The following is a 22,814-nucleotide window of genomic DNA, read 5'->3' as shown; positions in this document are numbered from 1 at the left end:
CGCTACACTGGCGTGCCGTGATGATCACCCTCGACCATGTGAGCAAGCAGTACAAGTCTTCGGCGCGACCCGCCCTCGACAATGTGTCGCTCAAGATCGACAAGGGCGAGTTCGTGTTTCTCATCGGTCCGTCCGGTTCGGGCAAGTCGACGTTCATGCGGCTGCTGCTCGCGGAGGACACCCCGACGCACGGCGACATTCAGGTGTCGAAGTTTCACGTCAACAAGCTGGCGAACCGCCACATCCCGAGCCTGCGCCAGGTGCTTGGCTGCGTCTTCCAGGACTTCCGGCTGCTGCAGCAGAAGACGGTGTTCGAGAACGTCGCGTTCGCGCTCGAGGTCATCGGCAAGCGCGCCGACGTGATCAACCGCGTCGTGCCCGACGTGCTCGAGATGGTCGGACTGTCGGGCAAGGCGAACCGGCTGCCGAGCGAGCTCTCCGGCGGCGAGCAGCAGCGCGTCGCCATCGCCCGCGCGTTCGTCAACCGACCGCTGGTGCTGCTCGCGGACGAGCCCACCGGAAACCTTGATCCGGACACCAGCAAGGACATCATGGATCTGCTCGAGCGGATCAACCGCACGGGCACGACGGTGTTGATGGCCACCCACGACCACCACATCGTCGACTCGATGCGCCAGCGCGTCATCGAACTCGAGCTCGGCCGCCTGATTCGCGACGAACAGCGCGGCGTCTACGGAATGGATCGTTAAGTGCGCTTCGGCTTCCTAGTCAACGAAGTCCTCACCGGGCTTCGTCGCAACGTCACGATGACGGTCGCCATGATCTTGACGACGGCCATCTCCATCGGGCTGTTCGGCGGCGGCCTGCTAGTGGTGCGACTGGCCGACACGTCCCGCGCCATCTACCTGGATCGTGTTGAGAGCCAAGTCTTCCTGATGGACGACGTATCGGCCAACGACCCCAACTGCGATGCAGATCCGTGCCAGTCGTTGCGCAAGATGCTCGACGATCGCGACGACGTCAAGTCCGTCACGTTCTTGAACCGCCAGGCCGCCTACGAGGACGCGATCAAGAAGATCCCCCAGTTCAAGGACGTGGCGAGCCCGGATGCGTTCCCCGCGTCGTTCGTCGTCAAGCTCGCCGATCCCGAGCGTCACGACGAGTTCGACAACGCGATGCGCACCCAGCCGGGCGTGCTCAACGTGACGAACCAGAAGGAGCTCGTCGACCGGCTCTTCGCGGTGCTCGACGGGATCAGCAACGCGGCGTTCGCAGTGGCGATCGTGCAGGCGATCGGTGCGATCCTGTTGATCGCCAACATGGTTCAGGTCGCGGCGTACACCCGACGAACCGAGATCGGGATAATGAGACTGGTCGGCGCGAGTCGGTGGTACACCCAGCTGCCGTTCCTCGTCGAGGCGATGGCCGCCGCGTTGGCGGGCGTGGTGATCGCGATCCTCGGCTTGATCGTGGTGCGTGCGGTGTTCCTGGAGAACGCCCTGAACCAGTTCTATCAAGCCAACCTGATCTCGAAGGTCGACTACGCGGACGTGATCTATTACAGCGCACCGTGGATGCTGTTCCTCGGGCTGGCGATGTCGGGCATCACCGCGTACGTGACGCTGCGCTTGTACGTACGGCGTTGACGTGGCCAAGAAGAAGGTAGACGAGGCCACCCGCCGCAACAATCAGGTCGTGGCCACCAATCGCAAGGCGCGGCACAACTATTCGATCCTCGAGACGTTCGAGGCAGGCGTCGCGTTGATGGGTACCGAGGTCAAGAGCCTGCGGGAGGGTCAGGCGTCGCTAGCCGACGCGTTCGCCACCGTCGACGACGGCGAGATCTGGCTGCGCAACCTGCACATCCCCGAGTTCTCCCACGGCAGCTGGACCAACCACGCGCCGCGGCGCAATCGCAAGCTGCTGATGCACCGCAGCCAAATCGACACGCTCATCGGCAAGTTGCGCGACGGGAACTTCACGCTGGTGCCGCTGTCGCTGTACTTCACCAGCGGCAAGGTCAAGGTCGAGCTCGCGCTTGCCCGCGGCAAGGAGGCCCACGACAAGCGGCAGGCGCTGGCCAAACGTGATGCCGAGCGCGAGATTTCGCGGGAAATGGGCCGCCGCGCCAAGGGCAAGTCCTGACCGGCCTTCGCAACCGGCTGACGGGGCGCTGATTCGGGCGGTACGTTCGGGCGGTGAACAGCCCTTCACGTCCTGTGACGCAGCTCGACAAGGCCCAGGTGCTCGATGGACTCTTCGCGTCCTGGGACGCCATCGACCTCCTGCTGACCGGCTTGCCGGACGTGCGCTGGAAGTCACCGACGCCGCTACCGGGCTGGTGCGTGCACGACGTCGTCGCGCACGTGATCGGCACCGAGTCGATGTTGCAAGGCGTTCCGACGCCGGAGTCCGACGTCGACGTCACGACGCTGGAGCACGTGCGCAACCCCATCGGGGAGCTCAATGAGTGCTGGATCCGTCACCTCAGCGGTGAGACCGGGGCCGACGTACTCGAGCGATTCCGCAGCGTCACTGCGGAACGCCGTGCGGTGTTGACGGCGATGAGCGACGACGACTGGCACGCTGCGACGGCCACGCCGGCCGGGCCCGACAGCTACGGGCGCTTCATGCGGATCCGGGTCTTCGACTGCTGGATGCACGAACAGGACATCCGTGAGGCGTTGTCGCGCCCGTCCTCCGACGAGGACCTCGACAGCCCCGCGGCGCGCCAGGCGCTCGACGAAATGGCTGCCAGCATGGCGTTCGTGGTCGGCAAACGGGGCAAGGCGCCCGACGGCGCGCGGGTGGAGCTCGCGTTGACCGGCCCGTTGAGCCGCGACATCCGGGTGGCGGTCGACGGACGCGCAGCGCTCGTATCGGACTTCGGCGGCGCGGCGCCGACGACGGTGATCCGGCTCGACGGCCTGCAGTTCACCCGGCTGGGCGGCGGGCGGCCGATGACGACGGCACGGTCGACGGCCATCGAGTACGACGGTGACGCCGAGGTGGGCCAGCGGATCGTCGACAACCTGGCCTACGTGATCTAGCTGGAATGTTTATTCATTGGCCATTGTCATAGCCCCAGGTAGGATGAAGAGTCCGTCGAACGTCGGCGGGTGTGCGAGGGGCTGAACGGTTTCGACTTCGCGCATCGAATCAAGGGAAGCGTGCCGGTGCAGGCAAGAGACCACCGTAAGCGTCGCTGCAACCAATTAAGCGCCGATTCCAATCAGCGCGACTACGCCCTCGCTGCCTAAGCGACGGTGTGTCCGTCAGACCGGGAGAGCCCTCGACCCGGAGCCTGGCGTCAGCTAGAGGGACAAACCCATACGTCCGGTCGCGGGATGTACGGGGACACCAAACAGCGACTGGGATCGTCATCCTGACTTGTTCGCGTGAGCAGGAGATCCAAGTAGAGACATAGCGGACTGCGCACGGAGAAGCCTCGAGGGAATGCCGTAGGACCCGGGTTCGATTCCCGGCAGCTCCACCAACGAGAAGCAGGCCAGAGACCCAACCTCTGGCCTGCTTGTCGCCTTGTCGCCGTGTGTTCACCGCAGCGTTCCGCGGTCGCATTCGCTGAAAATGCTCGATCACTCACGAATGATGCGTTTCTCCTGGCTAAGGGTAGATTCGAGACATGCCTCCTCATTGCGGGCGTAGCTCGCGGGCAACGAACGCGCGATCGGTGGGCCGCTGGGCCGGGCGTGGCGCGGCTGCGCTGGTCATCGTCGCCGTTCAGCAATGGACTCCGAGCGCCGTACCGGTTGCGTCCGCCGCCGACTGCGCCGACGCCGAGGTCGTGTTTGCCCGGGGCACGGACGAGCCCAAAGGCATCGGCGTCGTTGGCGATGCCTTCGTCGACTCGCTGCGCGCGCAGGCCGTCGGCATGAACATCGCGACCTACGCGGTGGACTATGACGCGGGCAAGCTGCAGCTGGGCACTGGGGACGGCGCCAAGGACGCGATATCGCACATCAAATCCACGGTGGCCTCGTGTCCCAACACCAAGATCGTGTTGGGCGGATACTCGCAGGGCGCGAACATCGTCAACATCGTCGCAGGCAATCCCATCGTCGGGATTGCGTGGGGCGCTGCTCTCCCGCCTTCGTTGGCGGGCAGCGTCGCGGCGATCGCCACCTTCGGGAACGTCGCGAACCGCGCAGGTACCAAGCTGCCTTCCCAGGCCGCGATGTTCACCGGGAAGGGGATCGACCTCTGCAACCCCGCCGATCCGATCTGTCACGCGGGTCCAGGCAACGAATGGAGCGGGCACACCGAGGGCTACGTTCCCGCGTACACCACGCAAGCCGCGGCTTTCGCTGCGTCCAAGTTGTTGGCCGGTACGGGCCAGTCGGTGCCCGGCTTCGGGCCGCCGACGGGTTATGGACAGCCGCCCGGATATGCCTCGCAGACGCCGGTTTATGCGTCGCCGCCGCAGGGCACTGATCACATGCCGCCGGGGTACGACGCGCAGACCCCGGCGTATGACTCCCAGACGCCGGCGTACCAGCAGTTGCCCGGCTACACCTCGTCCGCACCGGGGTACGACCCCTCGGTCGTGGCCGGCTTGCCGTGACGTTTGGACAACCCACTGCGATGGGCTTGATTCCGGCCGTAGATCCGTTGACTGTCGCGCGCAACTTCCTGTTGGCTGTCCCGACGGGTATGGACGACGGTCTTCAGGAGGTCGGTTTGGGCCGCCCCTTCGGGACTACGCCGGCCGGCGCCTACGGCGTGGGTGGACCGGATGTGACGCTGCCCGGGAACATCCCCGCCGTGACCATGACCCGGTCGACCCCGAGCGACGCGTCGCCGGAGGCGGACCGTACCAATCCAGTTGTGCCTTCGATCGCCGCTTCTGAAGAAGGCGCTGCCCCAGAAGGATCCGACGTGTCGTCGACCTTGTCGACATCGAGCAATCTGTCACCGGACACGGATGCTGGTAGTTCGGCTGCGCCGTCGATACCTACTCCTGAAGTACACGACGCACCCGCAGGGTCCAATGCGTCGACGCCGGCAGCCGCCACCAAGCGGACGCGCGTGAGCGAAGACTTGTCGGAGGCGGCGCGCAGCACAACGAGCCAGCCGACCACCGCAGACTTCGACACGGCTCCGGGCCGCAACAATTCAGGTGCCACCTCCACCGCTTCGGCCAGCCAGTCGTCAAGCAACACGGCTTCCAGCGGCAGCTCGGAGGCTTCCGACTCGACGAGTTCGTCGCCATAGAGGACGAATAGCGCTCTGCGTCAAAGGTTTCGAGCTACGGTGGCCCGGGGTCACGGTAGACATTGAACCCGAATTGCTCGAGTGGCTGCAGGGATGGCGATACGCCAAGGCCATCGTTGCCGGTAACGGTTGTGTCCGAGACGGTGGCGACGACGAACAGGCTGCCGTAGTAACTCGCGAACGAGTAGAACGTGTACCCCTCGTTGCTCAGGTCGACTTGCATGGGCAGCTCGCCTGGGCAGAAGGCGACCATCAAATAGTCGACGTCACCCTGGTATTTGATGAGTGACCGGCATGACGCGGTGTAGGTCGCATTCGGCAGTCGTTTGTAGTTCCGAAGTTGATGCAGCGGTGGCTCGCACACCGCGTCGACCCACTGTGTCGGCCAGTGCGAAACCCGGTTGAGGTTCCTGAGTTCCTGGTCCACTGGGATCGCGTTGCGCAACGACAAGGCTGCGCGGGACCGAGGCACTGCAGACTCAACGGCCACCGAAACGGCCACTAGAAGAATGACTGCACCTAGTGCTGCGGTGACGGCGAGCAGCCACCTAGCGTTGTTGCCCGACCACCGCAATCTCCCCATGGCTCATGATGACCCACCACGGGGCGAGGTGATAGCAAACAACGTCGCTGCATCCGGGGGTCTAAGCGGAGTCGATGCGTTGTGCCCACGTCGCAACGAATTTGAAGCTGTCCTGGTGCGCTGGCCTGAACTCGAACTCGACCTGGTCGCCGGCGGCTAACGCCCTGTATCCCGGCTGGCCGTGGCCCTTGATGTCGCAGACATGGATGAAGGCGTCCAGTCCATCCGGTAGGTCCGGCGACGAGATTGCACCCCAACCCTTCTCGGACTTGTAGAACTTGACCGTGCCGATCGCCATGACGTTCATGCTCGCGTTGCGCACGCACTCCGCGCAAGCGGATTTAGCGCTGGGCTACCACTCGTCCGCTACGCGAGTTGTCCTGCGGGTTTGGATTCCCGGCAACAGACGTCGACCCGCTCAACCAGCGGTTTCTTGCTCCCCGGCGATTACTCAGCCGTTTGCTAAGCACGACTATTGCAGAACGGGTGGACGAGCCAGCGAAGGGGCGCATAGTCAGCAGACACATTCAACCGGCAAACGGAGGGCCGAACAGTTAGTCCACCAAACCGTGCCCCGTCCGGGCTGTGCGCAGCATCCAACTCCTGAGCGCAGTCCCCCGGGCCAGCAATCACCCCTTCAGGAGAATCATGAGAACCAATTACAGGCACCATCCCGGCCGGCGAGGCCGGACCATCGCGGCCATCCTGCTTGCCACGGTCGCGACCGTGCTCGGCATGGTCAGCACGACCGCTCCGGCACACGCAGCCGATCAGTACATCGCACTGGCCCTCGGGTACGTCAACGAGAATCCCCCCGTCACGATGGCCGGAGGCTCGGCAATCAACTCCGACCAACAGCAGGCCGCATTCGGGGCACTGTCCAACTGTGAGAGCAATGGCGGCGGTGGCTGTGTCACCCAGGTCAACGCCAAGAACGAGTGCGCAGCGGCCGCCTCCAACGACTACGGCGAAATGACCGGGGCGTCTGACCCGTCTCTTTCCGTCGCCCAGAGCAAGGCCAAGGGCCTGCTGCAGAACCAGCAGGGCGCGAAGGTCATCGTGTCGGGCTGCGCGAGCGGAGCCACCCCACCGCCGCCGAACGACCCGCCGTCGACACCGCCCGCGCCGAAGCTGGGGCCGACGGTCTCATTCGAGACGGTCTTGGGCGGCTTGGAGGCTCACATCACCGACCGCAGTGGAGTGTCGTCGCAATGCACGTATGTGACCGACGACTTCAGCCGCAGCTTCGCATTGGCGGCCAACTCCACCTACGACCTGAGGATCGTCCCGGCCGTCCCGAAATTCCGGAACTGGACCGTCACGATCACGTGTGACAACGGAACCAGCACGACGGCGACGACCTTCTTCTGAGCCCGCGCGTTCCCGTTAGCCCGAACCGCCCGGACCGTGATGCCACGGTCCGGGCGGGTATCGGCGTTTTTGCTGATGGGAGTAAGCCCCGTACCCTTCGAACGTGAACGCGATCGACCCCGACAAGCTCAACATGTGCTTGCAGGTGCTGGCCGACATCGAGTCCTTGCCGCCCGAGCATCCCGATGCCGTCGCCGTGCGTCGGGCCACCGCGGGCATATTCAAGTCGGTGAAGAAGGCCCGCCGCCACGCCAAGCGCGACGCGGTTGCGGCCGCCGATCACGCCGTCACCGCGGCCACCGCCACCGGTGCGCCCGGCCGCATCGACGACGAAACTGCGGGCCTACCCCTGGTGTCCACCGCGGTCGGGGCCTCCGCAGGAACGTTGCTCCGGTCGCGGGCCTGCTACATGTGCAAGAACCGCTACACGGTTGTCGACGCGTTCTACCACCAACTCTGTCCGGAATGCGCCGCGCTCAACCGCGCCAAGCGCGACGCACGCACCGACCTCGCCGGTAGGAGCGCGCTGCTCACCGGTGGCCGCGCCAAGATCGGCATGTACATCGCGCTGCGACTGCTCCGCGATGGCGCCCACACGACCATCACCACCCGCTTTCCGAACGACGCCGTGCGCCGCTTCGCCGCGATGCCCGACAGTGCCGACTGGCTGCACCGGCTACGCATCGTCGGCATCGACCTGCGCGACCCTGCTCAGGTCGTCGCGCTTGCGGATACCGTTGCCGCGCAAGGCCCGCTGGACATCCTGATCAACAATGCCGCCCAGACGGTGCGCCGAGCTCCTGGCTCCTACGCGGCGCTCGTCGAGGCGGAGCGCACTCCGCCGCCGGAGCTCGTCGACGTGATCACGTTCGACCGCGTCAGCGACGCCCATCCCGCGGCGCTTGCCGGGAGCCTCGCCGAGCACCCCGACCCGCACGCGCTTACGGAGTTGGCCCTCGCCGCCCGCAGCGCGTCCCCGGACCGGATCGCCGCGGGCACCGCCATCGACGCGGGTGGCCTGCTACCCGATACCGCGTCGATCAACAGTTGGACTCAACGCGTGCACGAGGTCGACGCGATGGAATTGCTTGAGGTTCAACTGTGCAACCAGACCGCGCCGTTCATTCTGGTGAGTCGACTGCGCCCCGCGATGGCCGCATCGCCTTCCCGCCGCACGTATGTCGTGAACGTCTCGGCAATGGAGGGGCAGTTCAGCCGGGCCTACAAGGGCCCCGGGCATCCGCACACCAACATGGCGAAGGCCGCGCTGAACATGCTCACCCGCACCAGCGCAGCCGAAATGCTCGAGCAGGACGGCATCCTCATGACCGCCGTCGATACGGGCTGGATCACCGACGAGCGTCCACACCCGACCAAACTGCGGCTCGCCGACGAGGGTTTCCACGCCCCGCTCGACCTCGTCGACGGCGCGGCCCGCGTGTATGACCCGATCGTCCGCGGAGAGTTGGGCGAAGATCTGCACGGCTGCTTCCTGAAGGACTACTCGCCGAGCAACTGGTAGCCGCTGACGCTGGCACACCCGACGGTGCGCCACTGATCAGCGTGGCGCCGCAGGACGCATTGATTCGATGTAGTACGTCTCGTCCCCGGTCGGGTAGCCGCCGCCGTTGGTGGAGATATGAACGTGGTCGAAGTGGTTGGCGGTCTCTGAGCCGTAGTCTGCCGTCCAACTCGGCGCGCCGATGCCGGGGTAGTAGCCCTGTCTCCAGATCACGTGGAGGACTCCCCAGCGTTGCGCATTTGCCAGTGCCAATCCGGCGATTTGGTTTCCGAGCTCGATGCCCTCGTCGGTGTCGTGGTTCGGGATCATCACGTCGATCGCCAACCCGTTCGGATGCCATTTCAACGCGTCCTGCCGGAACCCGCCGATAGTAGTGATCTCGGGAAACATCACGCTGATGACGCGGGCCGCCCAGATGGTCTTGACCTGTAATCCCGCCTCCGGTGCGACGCCGGCGGGGAGCGCGAACTGGAAGTCCTGGCCGGCAACAGGCGCGCTACCCGCCAACAACTCCGACGGCGGGTGACTGGCTACCCTCGGCGCGCTGGACAGCAGGGATCCCTGGCCTGTCGGGACTGCGGCCGGGATCTCGACGCAGCACGAAGGCTCTGTGCTTTGGGCGTACAGGGCGGTGCCACAGACGGCGATCGTGGCCGCCAGTGCCAGCCAACTGCCGCGGCCGTTGGCTACCAGGTTGCTACCCACGAACAGCACGATACTGTCGTGCCGGACACGGTGTGGCTATGTTCGTCGTCTCCGCGCGGGTAGCCTGAGCTCATCCCCATTCACGGCGAGGCTGACGGCCCGATCCGAGTCGCCGTACTGGCGCCGATCGCGTGGCGGACACCACCTCGTCACTACGGGCCGTGGGAGCAGTTCGCCTCGTTGCTCACCGAGGGGCTGGTGGCGGCAGGTCATCACGTCACGCTGTTCGCCACTGCAGACTCGATCACCACGGCCAGCCTGCGCGCAACCGCGTCGGTGGGCTGGTCTGAGGACGCGACGATCGACGCCAAGGTGGCAGAGTGCCTGCACATCGCGTCGGTGTTTGAGCGCGCCGACGAATTCGACATCATCCACAACGGATTCGACTTCCTGCCGCTCACCTACAGCGAGCTCGTCACCACATCGGTGGTCACCACGATCCACGGATTCTCGTCCGACCGGATCCTCCCCGTCTACGAGCGCTACGACGGCGCAGGAGCGTACGTGTCGATCAGCGATGCGGATCGACACCCGAATCTGCACTACGCCGCCACCATTCACCACGGCATCGATGTCGACGAGTTCGCGGTCCATCCGAGTCCAGGCGATCATCTGCTTTTCTTCGGACGGATCCACCCCGACAAGGGCACCGCCCACGCGATCGAGGTCGCCCGCCGATGCGACCGTCGGCTCGACATCGCCGGGATCATCCAAGACGAGGAGTACTTCCGCAACGAGGTCGCGCCGCACGTCGACGGCAAGCAGGTGCGCTACCTCGGCGCCGTCGAAAAGTCCGACCGCGCCGAGGTATTGGGGAGTGCGCATGCGCTGCTCCACCTGATCGACTTCGACGAGCCGTTCGGCTACAGCGTCGTCGAGGCGATGGCCTGTGGCACACCGGTCATCGCCAACGCAAGAGGCTCGATGGCCGAACTGATCGCGCACGGAGTCACCGGCTTTCTGGTCGACGACATCGATTCGGCGGTGGCCGCGGTCGCTACGGCTGGCGAGCTCGACCGGCGCAAGATCGCCGAGCTCGCCGCCGACCGCTTCACGGTTTCCGCCATGATCGACAAGTACGTAGCGGTGTACCGCAACGTCATTCGCAGTCGACGATGAACACTGCGTGGTGGAAGTCTGCGGTCGTCTACCAGATCTACCCGCGCAGCTTTGCCGACTCGAACGGCGACGGAATCGGTGACCTGGCCGGCATCATCGGGCGGCTCGACTATCTGCGGGCGCTCGGCGTCGACGTGATCTGGTTGTCACCGATTTACCGTTCACCGCAAGCAGACAACGGCTACGACATCAGCGACTACCGCGACATCGATCCACTGTTCGGCACCCTGGCCGAATTCGACGCGCTAATCGCCAAAGTGCATGAACTCGGGATGAAGCTGGTCATGGACCTCGTCGTCAACCACACCTCGGACGAGCACCCGTGGTTCGTCGAGTCGCGTTCATCCCGCGACAACCCGAAGCGGCATTGGTACATCTGGCGCGACGCCCGTGACGGTGCCGAGCCGAACAACTGGGGCTCACTCTTCTCCGGCTCGGCGTGGGAATGGGAGGAGCCCACCGAGCAGTACTACCTACACCTGTTCGACCGCAACCAACCGGACCTGAACTGGAAGCACCCCCAGGTGCGAAAGGCCGTGCAGGACATCATGGTTTGGTGGCTCGACCGCGGCGTCGATGGGTTCCGCATGGATGTCATCAACTTCATCTCCAAGACCGAGGGATTGCCCGACGCGCCGGCGATCCCGGGGCAGCGCTTCGTCATCGCCTTCGACGGGTTCGCCGACGGACCGCACGTGCATGACTACCTCGCCGAGCTGACCCGCGAGGTATTCGCCGGCCGCGACGGCGAGTTCATCACCGTCGGCGAGATGCCGGGGGTGACGCCCGAACAAGCCCGGCTCTACACCGATCCGGCCCGGGGTGAGCTGAACATGGTCTTTCAGTTCGAGCACGTGTTCATCGACCAGAGCCCGACGAACAAGTTCGACTATCGCGGCTTCGACTTGGTCGCCCTGAAGAAATCGCTCCATCGGTGGCAGGCGGCGCTGGCGGAAACCGGTTGGAACAGCCTGTACTGGAACAACCACGACCAGCCCCGCGTCGTGTCCCGGTTCGGCGACGACGACCCCGATTACTGGGCGGCGTCGGCGAAAGCGCTCGCAACCGTGCTGCACGGCATGCGTGGCACACCGTTCGTCTATCAAGGCGAGGAACTCGGAATGACCAACTACCCGTTCCGGATTCCGCAGGACCACGAGGACGTCGAGGCCGTGAACTACTACAAGAAAGTGCTCGAACTGGGCGGTGACGAGGGCGCGGCGCTGGCCGGTCTAGCCAAGATGAGTCGCGACAACGCGCGCACACCCATGCAATGGGACGAAGGCCCGAACGCCGGATTCACCACCGGTGATCCATGGCTGCCGGTCAACCCCAACCACAGCTGGCTGAACGCCGCAGCCCAGCTCGATGCAACGGATGGCGTTTTCGCGCACTATCAAGCTCTCATTCGGCTTCGCCACGAGTTGCCCATCCTGGCGGATGGCGACTTCACTCCGCTGATGGAGTCGGATCCGCAGCTCTGGGCGTACACCAGAACCACCGCGAACGGGAAACTCCTCGTGATCGCCAACTGCGGACGCGATCCGCGGACCGTCGAAATCGGCCCAGAATGGATCGCGGCCGAGCTACTGCTCGGCAACCTGCCCGATACCCCAGCCACGTCGACGTCAACGGCTCTGGACCTGGCCGGCTGGGACGCGCGCATCTACTACGGCCTACGCCGCGGTTGCGTCGACCCGGTCCGCTGACCGGCGGAAGATGAGCTGCGTGATGTTCGCCGGGTTGACCGCCGCTGTCGCCTTGCGCAGGGCATCGTTTGGGAGCGACAGCCGGAACACCTTCTTCCACGCCGAACCGACCTGCTTGACCATCGGGCCGCTGACGTACGTCAGGCCGTATCGCTCGAACAAATCTTGGACCTTCGGCGCGAGCTCCTGATAGCGGTTGCTCGGCAGATCCGGGAACAGGTGATGTTCGATCTGGAAGGATAGGTTGCCGGTCATGAAGTGCAGCAACCGGCTTCCGCTGATGTTGGCCGAGCCGAGCATCTGACGCAGATACCATTCGCCGCGGGTCTCGCCGTCGATCGACTTCTTCTCGAAGGTCTGGACGCCTTCGGGGAAGTGTCCGCACATGATGACCGAGTGCGTCCACAGATTGCGGACCAGGTTGGCGGTCAGGTTCGCGGTCAGCGTGGTGACCGCCGATGGTCCGGACAGCAGTGGGTGCAGCACGTAGTCCTTGGTCATCTGCTTGCGAATCTTGTGGAGCACGTTCTTGCCTTGGCGGCGGAATTCTTCCTTGTCCGTCTTGCCCTTGAGGTACTTGCCGATCTTGAGGTCGTAGGCGGCGATCCCGTACTGAAACAGGCACGCGTTGACGAAGTTCCACAGCGGCTGCGCGAGGTAAAACGGCACCCAGCGTTGGTCCTCGTCCACGCGCATGATGCCGTAGCCGAGATCCTCGTCCTTGCCGACCACGTTGGTGTAGGTGTGGTGGATCTCGTTGTGCGAATGCTTCCACATGTCGGAGGGAGAGGCGTTGTCCCACTCCCAGGTGGTGGAGTGGATCTTGTTGTCGCGCATCCAGTCCCACTGGCCGTGCATGACGTTGTGGCCGATCTCCATGTTCTCGACGATCTTCGCGACCGACAGCCCGACCGTGCCGACCAGCCAGGCCGGCGGGAACAGCGAGAACAACAGCACCCCACGGCTGCCGAGTTCGAGCTTGCGCTGGAAGTCGATGACGTTGCGGATGTATTCGGCGTCGGCCTCGCCGCGGCTTTCGAGCACCTGCTGACGGATGGCGTCCAGTTCGCGGCCGAGCGTCTCGATGTCGTCGTTGCTGAGGTGGGCGATCGGATTGTGTTGCTGGCGTTGCAGAGTGGTCATGAGAGGTCCCCTAGAGGTCGATGTCGCAGGTGCCCGCTGCTGCGGACACACAGGTTTGGATCAGGACGCCGTCGCCGGGTGCGGCGGTGGTGATGTCGCCGTTGCGAAGGTCGCGCACGGCTCCTTGGCGCAGCGGTGCCACGCAGCCGAAGCAGATGCCCATCCGGCACCCCGACGGCATCAGGACGCCGGCTGCTTCGCCGGCGTCGAGCAGCGGCTGGTCACCCGGGGTGTCGAGCACGGTCGCGGACTTGGTGAAGGTGACGGTGCCGCCCTCACCGGCGGTCACCACGGTGGGCCGAAATCGCTCGGTGTGCAGGCGCTCGGGCATGCCGTTGTCGATCCAGTGCTGCTCGAGCGCGTCGAGCATGCCGGTGGGTCCGCATGCCCACGTCTCGCGCTCGGCGAGGTCGTCGACGAGTGCGTCGAGTTCGGCGGTGCTGAGCATGCCGTCGGTGTCGGTGTGCTTCTCGATCAACCGGATTCGGCCTTGGCTTGCCAGCATGAGCAGTTCGCCGGAGAAGATCACGTCGTCGGGTGTTGGCGCGCTGTGCACGACCACGACGTCGTCGATGTGCTCGGCCATGTTGCGCAGCATTCCCATCACCGGGGTGATGCCGCTGCCCGCGGTGAGGAACAAGATCTTGGACGGTGCCGCGGCGGGAAGGGTGAACTCTCCTGCGGCGTGGTCGAGTTGGACGATGGTTCCGACCGTGGCGCGTCGCACCAGGTGGTTGGAGACCTTGCCGTCGGGGATGGCCTTGACGGTGATCGCGATGCAGCCGTCGGCCCGATTGGTGTCGGAGGTCAGCGAGTAGGCGCGCCACTGACGCACGCCGTCGACGTCGACACCGATGCGGACGTACTGCCCGGGTGTGTGGGTGCGCCAGCCGCGGCCCGGCTTGATGACCAGGCTCACCGCGTCGCGGGTTTCGGGGTGGATTGCGACGATCCGGCCGCGCAGCGTGGCGCCGGAGCGCAGCGGGTCGATGATGTCGAGGTAGTCGGCGGGGACCAGGGGCGTGGTGATCCGCTCGGCGAGCTGGAGGAACCGGTCGCGCAGCGTGCCCATCGGGGTGACCCTGGGTGCTGTTGTTGTCATGAGTCCACAATCGCTTACTTCTGGGTATAAACTCTTGACCAGTCAGGGTGAATTGCCGACATAAATTTGTTCGGAGTGAATAGATTTGACGGACGAGACCGCAGGAGCGGAAGGCCCACGGGTCACCGGCCTGGTGCTGAACGACCAGGTCGTGGCCGTTTTACAAGGCGTGCTGCCCGCGGTCGCCGAACGCACTGTGGCCGCCGTCACCGTCGAAGTACCGAGCTACGCGGACGCCTTCAGTGGACGGATGGGCCAACGGATCGAGAGCGCGGTGCAGATGGCGCTCGGCGCCTTCCTTCATCTGGCTGCCCGTTCCCACGACTCCGATCCGGGGCCGTCGTTGGCGCCTGCGCTCGAAGGCGCCTACGGGCTCGGTCGGGGAGAGGCGCGCGCAGGGCGATCCGTGGACGCGCTGCTGTCTGCCTATCGCGTTGGGGCACGGGTGGCGTGGCGCGAGCTCTCGGAGAACGCCGTCGACGGGGGCCTGCCACCGTTGATGATCGCAAGGTTCGCCGAATTGGTGTTCGCGTTCATCGACGAGCTCTCCGCGGCAAGCGTTTCCGGGCACGCCGATGAACTGGCTTCCTCCGATCGAGAACGACGACGACACCTCGACCGGCTCGGGCAGCACCTGCTCACCGGGGCACCGACCGAGATACTGCAGGCAAGTGCCGACCGCGCAGAGTGGCCTCCACCGGATACCCTCACCGCCGTGCTGCTTCCGTCGGCGCAGACGCGCGGGCTGGTCTCCCGCTTCGGGCAGTCCACACTGCAACTCAGCGATGAGCTGCCCGGCATCGAGTCTTCCGAGTCCGTCGTCGTGCTCCTCGTCCCAGACATGCACGGTCCCAACCGATCCCGGCTACTGCGGGAACTCCAAGATCGCCGGGCCGTGGTCGGTCCGGCGCGCACCTGGACACAGGCACAATCGTCCTATCACCGCGTCCTGCAGGCCCGCGAACTCGATCTTGCCGGCGGCGACACCGACACGATCGATACCGACACCCAGCTCGTTGAACTCGTCCTCGGCGCCGACCGCGAAGCCGCCGACGATCTCCGCCGCCAGGCGCTCGCGCCGCTGGATCAGTTGCGTCCCAACACCGCTGAAAGGCTCGCCGAGACACTGCGATCGTGGCTATTGCATCAAGGCCAACGCGACGCCGTAGCGGCCGACCTGTTCGTCCACGCCCAAACCGTCCGCTACCGCATGAATCAGCTCCGCGAGCTCTACGGCGAGCGCCTCAACGACCCCCGGGCAGTCCTCGAACTCGTCGTGGCCCTGTCTATCCCGCTCCCACGATCACCCCTGCCGAGGATTCCATCGGCTTGACGACCGACGTGAAATCGGATTCCGGGCCCTCTTCGCGCAGCGTTGTCTCCCAGACGTCAGCGACGGCGCGAGCCAACTCGACCGACAAGCCAAGGGAATCGGCCTCTTCGAGGAACAGCCGGACGTCCTTGGTCATCAAGCCGGTGGCGAACCCATAGTCGAATGTGCGGGGCAGCACAGCTTTCGGGAATTTGGTCCGACTGGCGTCCGTCGCGCCCGACCCTGCATTGAGCACGTCGATCATGACCTGCGCGTCGAGTCCTGCCTTGACCCCCATGACCATCACCTCGGCGGTGGCCGCCAGTACGGTGGCCGCCATCAGGTTGTTGATGAGTTTCATCGTCTGCGCGGCACCGGGAAGCTCCGAGACGAAGATGGCGCGGCCGATCGCATCGAAGGCCGGTGCGAGCGTGTCGAACTCGGCGCGGGGTCCAGACACCATCACCGCCAGCGTGCCCGCCTCGGCGCCCCGAACGCCGCCGCTGACCGGGCTGTCGAGCGCCGCGATGTTGCGTTCGGCGAGCAGCGCATGATTGTGCTGAGCCGCTTGGCTTCCCACCGTCGACAGGTCGACGAATCTGCGTGCACGTCCACCTTGGGCCACTTCGGCAGCGACGTCCATCGACACCCGCGGTGTCGGCAAGCTCGCCATCACCGTGTCCACCTGACCCGCCAGCTCGCGCACCGACGCCGCGGCCGAAGCGCCCCGGTGGACGAGTTCGTCGACCGCGGCAGACGCAACGTCGAAGACGACCACACGGTGTCCCGCCCCGACGAGCCGGGTTGCGATCGGAGCACCTATGTTCCCCAGCCCGACGAAGCCGATGTCCATCGCGGTCACGGCGTTTCGGCCGGGCGCTGATTCGCCTCGCGTTCGGCGGCGTGGTCCTCGATCGCCTTGCCGATGGCGTGTGCGGCTCGGTCCACGAATACGGTCCCACTTCCGGTCACCCAGTCGCACGACGCGGCAGGCCCCGCGAGCTGGCCGGTGAAGTGCGGCATCACGTACTGCGCGAACAGCTCGTAGCTGCGAAGCTTCGCGGCGGGTGGAGCCCAATCGTGGTCGAACAGAAGGAATGCGCCGAACCCGCCGTTGCTCGCCTCGACGAGCTCGGAGATCTTGGCCACTGCGTCGTCGGGCGTACCGATGACCGCAAAACCGGACTCGTGATTGTTCGCGATGATCTCTGCGGCCGTCTCACCCTGCACGGGGCCGGCAGGCAGGATGTGCGAGAAGTAGCGGGAGAACTCCACGATGCCGTACTCGACGTCGCGCTCGGCCTGCTCGCGGGTCTCGGCGAGGTGCATCGGACCGACGAGCCGCCACTTCGACCGGTCGGCGACGTGGCCGTGCTCCAGTGCGACCTCCTCCCACGTCGCCCAGTGGTGGGCAAGGAGATTCATGCCCTGCTTCGCCGTCGCGGCGATCGACAACATGCCGATGCCGTGTTTGCCCGCTCCGCGCGGACCGGTGGGGGAGAAGGACGCGGCAACCGCGACGTCGAAGCACGGGTCCGTGTACGGCTTCAGCTGCAGGCGTGCGTCCTGAAGGGTGAAGCCGTCGGTGTGCATGGTGACGGTCTCGCCGCGCAGCAGGCGCATGATGGCGTCGAGGCACTGCTCCATGCGTGGCCGCTGTTCGTCGGCGGGGATCCCCAACATGTGCGCGTCCGAGGTGAGCTGGCCAGGACCGCAGCCGAGCATCACCCGGCCGCGGGTGAGGTGGTCGAGCAGCACCATGCGGTCCGCCAGCATCAACGGGTTGTGATACGGCAGCGAGCTCACGCCGGTGCCGAGCTTGATGTGCTTGGTGCGCTCCGCGGCGACGCCGATGAAGACCTCGGGCGACGCGATGATCTCGAATCCGGCGGAATGGTGCTCGCCGATCCACGCTTCGTCGAACCCGAGGCGGTCCATCGCCACGATCAGGTCGAGGTCACGCTCGATGGCAAGCGTCGGGTTTTGCCCGACGGGATGGAATGGGGCCAAGAAGTTTCCGAAGCGCATCCGCCGATTCTTGTCGACCGCGTCACTCTTCCATGGCATGTCGGGCGAGAAAGTCCATCACTGCGTCGGCGAAGACGTCGTTGCGATCTCCGGCGACCATGTGCCCGGCACCTCCGACGTCGACGAATTCCACCTTGGGAAACCGGGCTAGGAACTCTTCGGCTCGCTCCTCGGTGACGAGGTCGCTCATCTGTCCTCGGACCAGAAGCATGGGCACGTCATCACGCAGAATCGCATCAACCGCCGCGTCCATGCGGTCGACCTCGGTGACTTCGATCGGAGGAAGCGCCGACGTGCCGTCGATGAACTTCGGATCCCAATGCCAGAACCAACGGCCGTCGCGCAGCCGCAGATTCGTGCGCAGCCCGTCCAGATCGGACGGACGGGCACGTTGTGGGTTGTAGGCGGCAACTGCGTCGGCGACGTCCTCTAGGGAGTCGAATCCCGATGTCATGCGGTCATTCATGAACTCGTGGATCCGTGACGCTCCCGCGGGGTTCATATTGGGCACGATGTCCACCAGCACGATGGCGCGCGCCGTGCCGGGGGAGAGCTCCCCGGCGAGCAGCATCGACGTGAACCCGCCTAATGAGGCGCCGACCAACACCGGTCGCGGCGGCAGTTGGCGCAGCACCTCGGCGACGTCACCGGCGAAGGTCGTGACGCGGTAGTCGCCCTCGTCGGACCAGTCCGACTCGCCATGGCCGCGGAAGTCGATCGTGATCGCCTGCCACCCCCGCCGCGCGACGGCCGCAGCTGCCCGTCCCCAAGAGCGACGGGTCTGCCCGCCGCCATGCAGGAACACCACCGCTGGCGCTGCTGGGTCCCCGAGCCGGTCGGCGGCGATGCGCACTCCGTCGGCGGCTTGCGCGCTGAACGACTCGGGCGTCGTGGCTCTTGCCACTAGATCCGCTTGGAAATTTCGCCGTGCAGATCGGGCCACGGCGGGCGAATCACCATGGCGATTCCGGCCAGGGTTGCGGACACCAGGCCGACCAGTATCCCCATCAACGCGATGCGGGTGCCGTCCATCGCGGGTGACCAGATCGGGTTGCCGTCCTTGATCACGAACACGCCGACGGGCTTCGAGATCGGGATCACCGTCGCGCCATCGGGGGTCTGATACTGCTGGCCGAACACGCTCAGCGCGTCGGGATTCGTGTCGAGCGAGTCGATGACCTGTCGAGCTTCACGTAGATTCATGCATCCTGCCTACTACCGTTGCGCGGATTTCGCTCACTTCTCGAGATCCCACTGCCCGAAGTCGGTCGCAAGGACGTCGTCGACGTCGACGTGGGTACCGCCAAGGAGGACGCCCGGGTTTGCGGCGGTGTTGACCACGGCCTGGTACAGCACCGCCCTTGGCTCGCGCTCGCCATTCGACCACGCTCTGGTCTGCCAAGCCCACCAGTGCCCTGCACTGGTCGAGCGCCCGACGACGCCGTCTTGGATCGCCCATCCACACGCGCCGGCATGCCCGTAGATGCCGGTGCGGTCGACACCAAGTACCGAGTTGATTCCTCGAAGCCATTCCACCGCAAGGCTGTTCCAGGTGTTGAGGTCGATGTCCTCGTCGACGCTGAAGAAGATTGGCGCTGAATCAGGGCCACCGGCAGCGGTGTGCAGCCGCACGGCTGTCTGAGCGTCTGCCACACCGCCGTCGTACCCGCGGGTGTAGTCCGATGGTGTCGGCCAGCCGGGTTTTCCATATTGATAGCAGCTGACGACGTGAAGGCCCTCCGCGCGTAGTGCGTCGGCATACTCGCGTGTGACGGGCTTGAAATCGAAGTCTGCGCCCGGCCGTAGCTCGGACACGTAGACGAGTGCTCCGTCATAGCCCGCGGAGCGGATCAGCTCAGGCGCGACCAACCGCTCCGAAAAATCGATGAGCTGCATGTTGGCAGCCGATGCCTTCGGCCCGGTGAGCGTCGCAGCGGCCGTCCCGAGGGTCAGTAGCACCGATGCAGAGAGGCCATATTTGAGCACGCCGCGCCGTGAGACGGCATGGTGCATTACGTCGCGTCCTTGCGTAGCAGCGAGAAGAACTGGTACGACGGATCATTCGCGTCGGGAGTTCCTCTTGGGGTGGATCTGGTGATCGGATGGCTGAAGTCGGCCGACGAAGGGTCGTTCACCTGGGCCCAGTCGGTCACGATCTTGCGGTCGACGAACTTCCATGAGCCAGCACGCTTCTCGTACTTGTCGAGGTAGCGGCCACCGATGACAACGTCGACGTCTCGATCGCCTGCGTGGAACGTATGTGTCGCGAAGGTGTAGATCTCGCCTTCGGCGGCGTTCCCGTCGATGGCGAAGTTCACGGTCGTGACGTGGTGTTGCATCGAGCGTATGTAGGGGCGGGCGGCCTCGAGCTCGCGCAGGAAGTCGTCGGCGCTTCCCGTCGAGAATGCGCCGTGGTGGTCCTCGGCGTCGTCGTGGTAGAGGTTCCGCAACTGCGCGATGTCGCCGCGATCCACCGCGCGGCAGTAACCGTGCACGAGCTTGCGCAACTGAAACTCGTCGAGCAGCTCCTGCAGCTGGGCTTCTGAGCTCACAGCGACACGGTTCCGTACGACCCGAGCCCGCCGATGAGCGTGCGCAGCTGGTCGTCGGCCGAGCCGAGCGTCTGGTTGATCGCGGTGAGTCGAGCAGCGTAGTGACCCACCGGGTACTCGGAGGTCACGCCGATACCGCCGTGCAGCTGAATCGCTTCTTGGGCGATGTGGCGTCCCGATCGACTGATCTGGAGCTTGGCTCGGGCGGCGATGACGGGGTCGAAGTTTCCGTCTGCGATCGACATGGCGGCGTAGAAGCTCATGCTGCGCGCCAGTTCGAGTGAGACGTACATGTCGGCGGCCCGTTGGGTCAGCGCCTGGAACTTGCTCAGCGGCACGCCGAACTGCTTGCGGCTCGTCAGGTAGTCGGTGGTGAGTCGCAGCGCCTCCTCCATCGCGCCGACCGCCTCGGCGCACAGCGCCGACTGGTGTCGGATCAACGCCTTGCGCAGTTCGGCCGTCGCGTCGCCACCGGCTCCGAGCGGTTGTGCCGCAGCCGATTCCAGGTTCACCTGGGCGCCTCGCTGCCCGTCGAACGTGCGGAATGCGCTCCGGCTGACCGCGTCGGCGGCGACGAGGAACAACCCGACCCCACCGTCGGGTAGCGCTGCGCTCACGATGAACACGTCAGCGCAGTCGCCGGAGAGCACCGGACTCTTGCACCCGGTCACGGACCACGAATCACCTTGGCGCTCAGCACATGTGGTGACGCGCGCGGTGAGCCCACGCATGCCCGGTTCTTGGTGCGCCAGGGCCAGCAGTGTCTGCCCCTGCGCCACGTCGTCGAGCAGCGCACGTTGTTGGTCGTCGCCGAGTTCGGCGACCACACTGCCGGGAATCAGCGCGGCCTGCGCCACCGGTTCGGGGGCCAGCCGCCGTCCGATTTCGGTGAGCACCACCATCAGTTCGATCTGGCCGGCCTCCTCCGGATCGAAGCCGAGTCCGAGGATTCCGATGTCGGTCAGTTGTGCCCAGACCTCGCGGCTCCAGCCAAGTTCGGTGTCGCCGACCTTGAGCAGGGTTTCGATGTCATACGTTTGCGCGAGCGCCTCGCGGGTGACGTCGCGCAGCAGGCCTTGTTCGTCGGTTAGGTCGAAGTCCATGGCGTCCTCACAGTCCGAGAATCGTCGAGGCGATGATGTTGCGTTGCACTTCGTTGGTCCCGCCGTAGATCGAGACCTTGCGGTAGTTCAGGTACTTCGGCGCGGCGAGCTGCGCCCACACCGGCGAGCCGATGTCGTCACCCGCGTCCACGGGCAAGGCATCGGGGCCCGCGACGTCGACGAGCAGCTCCGTGACGGCCTGCTGAAGCTGACTGCCCTTCAATTTCAGGATCGACGACGCCGGGTTGGGCTTGCCGTCGGCCTCGGAACCGCTGACACGCAACTGCGTGAGCTCCAGGGCCAGCAGTTCGTTCTCCGCTTCGGCGACGCGCGCGGCGAACAGCGGGTCGTCGAGCAGAGTGCCCTGTTCAGTCGGCGTATTCGCGGCCCGTTCCTTGACCTGCGACAGCCACACCTTCGTCGTGCCGATCCTGGCGATGCCGGTGCGCTCGTTGCTCAGCAGGAACTTGGCGTAAGTCCAACCGCTGTTCTCCTCGCCAACGAGTTGATCGGCGGGGACGCGGACGTCTTCGAAGAAGACTTCGTTGACCTCGTAGCCACCGTCGATCAACTTGATGGGCCGCAGCGTGATCCCTGGCGTCGACATCTCGGCCAGCAGGAACGAGATGCCCGTCTGCCGCTTGGGTGCGTTCGGGTCGGTGCGCGCGAGCACGAAGATCCAGTCTGCGTACTGACCCAAGGTGGTCCACGTCTTCTGCCCGTTGATCACATAGGAGTCGCCGTCGCGGACCGCGGTGGTGCGCACCGACGCCAGATCAGAACCGGCCTCCGGCTCGGAAAAGCCCTGGCACCACCAGATGTCGAGGTTGGCGGTCGCCGGCAGGAACCGTTCCTTGAGCTCCTTCGAGCCGAAGGCGGCGATCACCGGGCCGACCATGCTGGCGTTGAAAGCCAGCGGCTCGGGCACGCACGCCAGCCGCATTTCGTCGGACCAGAGCTGCCGCTGAAGCGGCGACCAATCCTGGCCACCGCATTCCACCGGCCAGTTCGGAACGGCGATGCCGCGTTCGTTCATGATCCGCTGCGCCGTGACGACGTCGTCGGGGAAGCGGATCCGACCCTCGCGCACCCGCTCGCGGATGTCCGCCGGAATCTGGGTGGTGAAGAACTCCCGCAAGTCGTCGCGGAAAGCGGCGTCGGCGTCGCTGAGCGTCAACCTCACTGTCGAACCTCCGATTCTCCGGGTACGGCGGCGGCCGAAACCGGGGTACTCAATACCCCGCGAACCTACCGCCCGGTTGGTCGAGTGCCAAAGATGACGTCCGCTGCGGAATTCGTGCAGTGTTCGCTCAACATCGCCTCGGAAGGCGTCATTCACCCAGTTCATGACGAGCAAACTTTGCTGTCCCGT

At 65.3% G+C, this 22,814-nt stretch carries 24 protein-coding genes and 1 other RNA gene; 11 read left to right on the top strand and 14 right to left on the bottom strand.

What is annotated here, in order from left to right:
• The first annotated feature begins 20 nt into the window (after positions 1 to 20).
• The 6 genes from ftsE to SLQ33_RS29205 all read left to right on the top strand — a co-directional run bounded on the left by ftsE (position 21) and on the right by SLQ33_RS29205 (position 4,543).
• Positions 21 to 710: a cell division ATP-binding protein FtsE gene (gene ftsE / locus SLQ33_RS29230; protein WP_319457538.1), complete on the top strand. Its 690-nt coding sequence runs from the start codon at positions 21 to 23 to the stop codon at positions 708 to 710.
• On the top strand, positions 711 to 1,607 hold the full coding sequence (ftsX, locus tag SLQ33_RS29225) for a permease-like cell division protein FtsX (RefSeq protein ID WP_319457413.1): 897 nt from the start codon (positions 711 to 713) through the stop codon (positions 1,605 to 1,607).
• 1 nt (position 1,608) lies between these two features.
• Positions 1,609 to 2,106, top strand: a complete 498-nt coding sequence (gene smpB / locus SLQ33_RS29220; RefSeq protein WP_319457412.1) for an SsrA-binding protein SmpB — start codon at positions 1,609 to 1,611, stop codon at positions 2,104 to 2,106.
• Positions 2,107 to 2,159: 53 nt separating this feature from the next.
• On the top strand, positions 2,160 to 3,011 hold the full coding sequence (locus SLQ33_RS29215) for a maleylpyruvate isomerase family mycothiol-dependent enzyme (RefSeq protein WP_319457411.1): 852 nt from the start codon (positions 2,160 to 2,162) through the stop codon (positions 3,009 to 3,011).
• 77 nt (positions 3,012 to 3,088) lie between these two features.
• Positions 3,089 to 3,457, top strand: a transfer-messenger RNA (tmRNA) gene (ssrA, locus tag SLQ33_RS29210).
• Between the two features lie 147 nt (positions 3,458 to 3,604).
• Entirely contained in the window at positions 3,605 to 4,543 is a 939-nt protein-coding gene (locus SLQ33_RS29205; RefSeq protein WP_319457410.1) for a cutinase family protein, read from the top strand.
• A gap of 151 nt (positions 4,544 to 4,694) precedes the next feature.
• Here SLQ33_RS29205 and SLQ33_RS29200 read toward each other — a convergent pair whose 3' ends face one another.
• From SLQ33_RS29200 to SLQ33_RS29190, 3 genes are all read right to left on the bottom strand, one after another.
• Complete coding sequence (locus tag SLQ33_RS29200; RefSeq protein ID WP_319457409.1) at positions 4,695 to 5,141, bottom strand: hypothetical protein; 447 nt, start codon at positions 5,139 to 5,141, stop codon at positions 4,695 to 4,697.
• Between the two features lie 86 nt (positions 5,142 to 5,227).
• Positions 5,228 to 5,620 carry a hypothetical protein gene (locus SLQ33_RS29195; RefSeq protein WP_319457408.1) on the bottom strand — a complete coding sequence of 131 codons (393 nt, stop codon included), beginning with the start codon at positions 5,618 to 5,620 and terminating at the stop codon, positions 5,228 to 5,230.
• A gap of 217 nt (positions 5,621 to 5,837) precedes the next feature.
• Positions 5,838 to 6,074 carry a cold-shock protein gene (locus SLQ33_RS29190; RefSeq protein ID WP_319457407.1) on the bottom strand — a complete coding sequence of 79 codons (237 nt, stop codon included), beginning with the start codon at positions 6,072 to 6,074 and terminating at the stop codon, positions 5,838 to 5,840.
• Positions 6,075 to 6,424: 350 nt separating this feature from the next.
• Here SLQ33_RS29190 and SLQ33_RS29185 point away from each other — a divergent pair, with 350 nt between their 5' ends.
• Both SLQ33_RS29185 and SLQ33_RS29180 read left to right on the top strand, forming a co-directional pair.
• On the top strand, positions 6,425 to 7,147 hold the full coding sequence (locus SLQ33_RS29185; protein WP_319457406.1) for a DUF4189 domain-containing protein: 723 nt from the start codon (positions 6,425 to 6,427) through the stop codon (positions 7,145 to 7,147).
• 103 nt (positions 7,148 to 7,250) lie between these two features.
• Positions 7,251 to 8,669: an SDR family NAD(P)-dependent oxidoreductase gene (locus tag SLQ33_RS29180; RefSeq protein ID WP_319457405.1), complete on the top strand. Its 1,419-nt coding sequence runs from the start codon at positions 7,251 to 7,253 to the stop codon at positions 8,667 to 8,669.
• Between the two features lie 36 nt (positions 8,670 to 8,705).
• Here SLQ33_RS29180 and SLQ33_RS29175 read toward each other — a convergent pair whose 3' ends face one another.
• Entirely contained in the window at positions 8,706 to 9,386 is a 681-nt protein-coding gene (locus tag SLQ33_RS29175) for a glycoside hydrolase (protein ID WP_413467733.1), read from the bottom strand.
• A gap of 186 nt (positions 9,387 to 9,572) precedes the next feature.
• Between SLQ33_RS29175 and SLQ33_RS29170 the strand changes: the two genes are divergently transcribed.
• Both SLQ33_RS29170 and SLQ33_RS29165 read left to right on the top strand, forming a co-directional pair.
• Positions 9,573 to 10,493: a glycosyltransferase family 4 protein gene (locus tag SLQ33_RS29170; protein WP_319457403.1), complete on the top strand. Its 921-nt coding sequence runs from the start codon at positions 9,573 to 9,575 to the stop codon at positions 10,491 to 10,493.
• Positions 10,490 to 12,202 (top strand): alpha-glucosidase, encoded by a 1,713-nt coding sequence (locus SLQ33_RS29165; RefSeq protein WP_319457402.1) that lies wholly within the window; start codon positions 10,490 to 10,492, stop codon positions 12,200 to 12,202. Before SLQ33_RS29170 ends, SLQ33_RS29165 begins: the two co-directional genes overlap by 4 nt.
• Here SLQ33_RS29165 and SLQ33_RS29160 read toward each other — a convergent pair.
• Positions 12,170 to 13,345 (bottom strand): acyl-CoA desaturase, encoded by a 1,176-nt coding sequence (locus SLQ33_RS29160; RefSeq protein ID WP_319457401.1) that lies wholly within the window; start codon positions 13,343 to 13,345, stop codon positions 12,170 to 12,172. The two genes, SLQ33_RS29165 and SLQ33_RS29160, sit on opposite strands and share 33 nt — an antisense overlap.
• A gap of 10 nt (positions 13,346 to 13,355) precedes the next feature.
• Positions 13,356 to 14,447 carry a ferredoxin reductase gene (locus SLQ33_RS29155; RefSeq protein ID WP_319457400.1) on the bottom strand — a complete coding sequence of 364 codons (1,092 nt, stop codon included), beginning with the start codon at positions 14,445 to 14,447 and terminating at the stop codon, positions 13,356 to 13,358.
• A gap of 85 nt (positions 14,448 to 14,532) precedes the next feature.
• On the opposite strand from SLQ33_RS29155, the gene SLQ33_RS29150 reads away from it, so the two are divergent.
• Positions 14,533 to 15,780: a helix-turn-helix domain-containing protein gene (locus tag SLQ33_RS29150; RefSeq protein WP_319457399.1), complete on the top strand. Its 1,248-nt coding sequence runs from the start codon at positions 14,533 to 14,535 to the stop codon at positions 15,778 to 15,780.
• Here the strand turns inward: SLQ33_RS29150 and SLQ33_RS29145 are convergent.
• The 8 genes from SLQ33_RS29145 to SLQ33_RS29110 are packed head-to-tail and all read right to left on the bottom strand — an operon-like array spanning position 15,734 to position 22,625.
• On the bottom strand, positions 15,734 to 16,612 hold the full coding sequence (locus tag SLQ33_RS29145; protein WP_319457537.1) for an NAD(P)-dependent oxidoreductase: 879 nt from the start codon (positions 16,610 to 16,612) through the stop codon (positions 15,734 to 15,736). The genes SLQ33_RS29150 and SLQ33_RS29145 overlap by 47 nt on opposite strands.
• 5 nt (positions 16,613 to 16,617) lie before the next feature.
• Positions 16,618 to 17,787 (bottom strand): LLM class flavin-dependent oxidoreductase, encoded by a 1,170-nt coding sequence (locus SLQ33_RS29140; RefSeq protein ID WP_319457536.1) that lies wholly within the window; start codon positions 17,785 to 17,787, stop codon positions 16,618 to 16,620.
• Positions 17,788 to 17,809: 22 nt separating this feature from the next.
• Positions 17,810 to 18,691 (bottom strand): alpha/beta hydrolase, encoded by an 882-nt coding sequence (locus tag SLQ33_RS29135; RefSeq protein WP_319457398.1) that lies wholly within the window; start codon positions 18,689 to 18,691, stop codon positions 17,810 to 17,812.
• Positions 18,691 to 18,990, bottom strand: a complete 300-nt coding sequence (locus SLQ33_RS29130) for a hypothetical protein (protein ID WP_319457397.1) — start codon at positions 18,988 to 18,990, stop codon at positions 18,691 to 18,693. Before SLQ33_RS29130 ends, SLQ33_RS29135 begins: the two co-directional genes overlap by 1 nt.
• A gap of 33 nt (positions 18,991 to 19,023) precedes the next feature.
• Positions 19,024 to 19,800: a DUF1906 domain-containing protein gene (locus SLQ33_RS29125; protein WP_319457396.1), complete on the bottom strand. Its 777-nt coding sequence runs from the start codon at positions 19,798 to 19,800 to the stop codon at positions 19,024 to 19,026.
• Positions 19,800 to 20,339, bottom strand: a complete 540-nt coding sequence (locus SLQ33_RS29120) for a nuclear transport factor 2 family protein (RefSeq protein ID WP_319457395.1) — start codon at positions 20,337 to 20,339, stop codon at positions 19,800 to 19,802. The genes SLQ33_RS29125 and SLQ33_RS29120 overlap by 1 nt, the downstream gene beginning before the upstream one ends.
• The gene (locus SLQ33_RS29115) at positions 20,336 to 21,442 is read right to left on the bottom strand and encodes an acyl-CoA dehydrogenase family protein (RefSeq protein ID WP_319457394.1); all 1,107 of its coding nucleotides are present in this window, start codon (positions 21,440 to 21,442) and stop codon (positions 20,336 to 20,338) included. Before SLQ33_RS29115 ends, SLQ33_RS29120 begins: the two co-directional genes overlap by 4 nt.
• A gap of 7 nt (positions 21,443 to 21,449) precedes the next feature.
• On the bottom strand, positions 21,450 to 22,625 hold the full coding sequence (locus SLQ33_RS29110) for an acyl-CoA dehydrogenase family protein (RefSeq protein ID WP_319457393.1): 1,176 nt from the start codon (positions 22,623 to 22,625) through the stop codon (positions 21,450 to 21,452).
• Between the last annotated feature and the right edge of the window lie 189 nt (positions 22,626 to 22,814).

Origin of the sequence: Mycobacterium sp. RTGN6, assembly GCF_033804605.1 — a bacterium.
In the GTDB taxonomy this organism is placed as follows: domain Bacteria; phylum Actinomycetota; class Actinomycetes; order Mycobacteriales; family Mycobacteriaceae; genus Mycobacterium.
This window is presented reverse-complemented; position numbering and strand designations above follow the sequence as displayed.